The organism is Streptomyces sp. NK15101 (assembly GCF_020400725.1).
Lineage (GTDB): Bacteria > Actinomycetota > Actinomycetes > Streptomycetales > Streptomycetaceae > Streptomyces.
The window spans coordinates 1-2,075 of sequence record NZ_JAINVG010000191.1 but is presented as its reverse complement, the minus strand read 5'-3'; the positions used below and the strand labels follow the sequence as shown (position 1 = coordinate 2,075).

The following is a 2,075-nucleotide window of genomic DNA, read 5'->3' as shown; positions in this document are numbered from 1 at the left end:
GGCCAGTCGATCGCGACGCCGTGGGACCAGGCCTCGGCGGCGGACTCGACGAAGCGCTCCCGGCTGCCCGCGTCGCGGCGGAGGGTGCCGACGACGGCGCCGGTGTCGCCGAGGGTCTCGGCGATGCCGGAGACGAGGACGGGGTGGGCGCTGACCTCGACGAAGACGACGTCGGGGGCCGCCAGCTGCCCGACGACGTCCGCGAGCCTGACCTTGCTGCGGAGGTTGCGGAACCAGTACGAGGCGTCCAGCTCGGTGGTGTCCAGGACGCCGCCGGTCACCGTGGAGTGGAAGGAGATCCGGCCCGACTGTGGGGTGACGTCCTTGAGTTCGGTCGCGAGGGTGTCGCGGATGTCGTCGACGTGGGCGGAGTGGGAGGCGTAGTCCACGGGGATGCGGCGGGCCCAGACCCCGGTCGCCTCGCACCGGGCGAGGAGCTCGTCGAGGGCCTCGGGTTGTCCGGCCACGACGGTGGACGAGGGGCCGTTGACCGCCGCGACGGAGACGCGCCCCTTCCACGGGGCGAGGAGCTCCTCGGCCCGCGCTTCCGGGACGCTCAGGGAGGCCATGCCTCCGCTGCCGGAGAGTACGCGCAGGGCCTTGGAGCGCAGGGCGACGACGCGGGCGCCGTCCTCCAGGGACAGGCCGCCGGCGACGACGGCCGCGGCGATCTCGCCCTGGGAGTGGCCGACCACGGCGATCGGGTTGACGCCGGCGGTGCGCCAGAGGGCGGCCAGGCCGACCATCATGGCCCAGGAGGCGGGCTGGACCACGTCGACCCGGTCGAGACCGGGTGCGTTCTCGTCGCCGCGCAGTACGGCCGTGAGTGACCAGTCCACGAAGGGGGTCAGGGCGGTCTCGCACTCGGCGATGACGCGGGCGAACTCGGGCGAGGAGTCGAGCAGGGCCGTGGCCATGCCCACCCACTGCGACCCCTGCCCCGGGAACACGAACACGACGGGAGCGCCGGACGCGCGGCCCGGCTTCGCGCCGGAGGCCGCCGCGGTCACGGCAGCGAGTTCGCCCGAGGCCAGGGCGTCCAGGCCGGCGAGCAGCCCGTCGCGTCCGTCGGTGCCGGGCAGCACGGCCCGCGACTCGAAGGCGGAGCGTCCGGTGGCCAGGGAGAGCGCCACGTCGGCGGGGCTGAGTTCCGGCCGTGCACGTACGTACTCGGCAAGCCGCTCGGCGGCCCGGGACAGCGCCTCGGAGGAGCGCGCCGACACCAGCCACGGCAGCGCCGTCCCGTCCAGCCCGGCCTCGTCGTCCGGCGTCGTGTCCTCCATGGACGCGTCGGCGGGGGCTTCGGCGAGGATGACGTGGGCGTTGGTGCCGCTGATGCCGAAGGAGGAGACGCCGGCGCGGCGGGTCCTGTGGTCGGCGGCGGGCCAGGGGCGGGGTCGGGTGAGGAGTTCGACGCCGCCGCCGGCCCAGTCGACGAGTTCGCTCGGCTTGCTGACGTTGAGGGTGGCGGGCAGTTGGCCGTGGTGCAGGGCCATGACCATTTTGATGACGCCGCCGACGCCGGCGGCGGCCTGGGCGTGTCCGAGGTTGGACTTCAGGGAGCCGAGCATCAGGGGCTTGTCCTCGCGCTCCTTGCCGTACGTGGCGAGGAGGGCCTGTGCTTCGATGGGGTCGCCGAGGACGGTGCCGGTGCCGTGGGCCTCGACGGCGTCGACGGCGGAGAAGGTGAGGCCGGCGTCCTGTACGGCGGCGCGGATGACGCGTTCCTGGGCGGGGCCGCTGGGTGCGGTGAGGCCGTTGGAGGCGCCGTCCTGGTTGACGGCCGAGCCGGCGACGACGGCCAGGACGTTGTGGCCGAGGCGGCGGGCGTCCGAGAGGCGTTCGACGACGAGGACGCCGACGCCCTCGGCCCAGGCGGTGCCGTCGGCGTCCGCGGAGAAGGACTTGCAGCGGCCGTCGGGTGCCAGGCCACGCTGCTGGGAGAACTCCACGAAGATGCCGGGGGTCGACATGATCGTCACACCGCCGGCGAGCGCCAGCGAGCACTCGCCGGAGCGCAGGGCGTTGACCGCCAGGTGGAGGGCGACCAGCGACGAGGAGCACGCGGTGTCCAC

At 74.3% G+C, this 2,075-nt stretch carries 1 protein-coding gene; it reads right to left on the bottom strand.

Annotation, left to right across the window (positions count from 1 at the left end):
* The coding region (locus tag K7G60_RS38505) for a type I polyketide synthase (RefSeq protein WP_225805614.1) at positions 1 to 2,075 on the bottom strand (2,075 nt) is incomplete at both ends.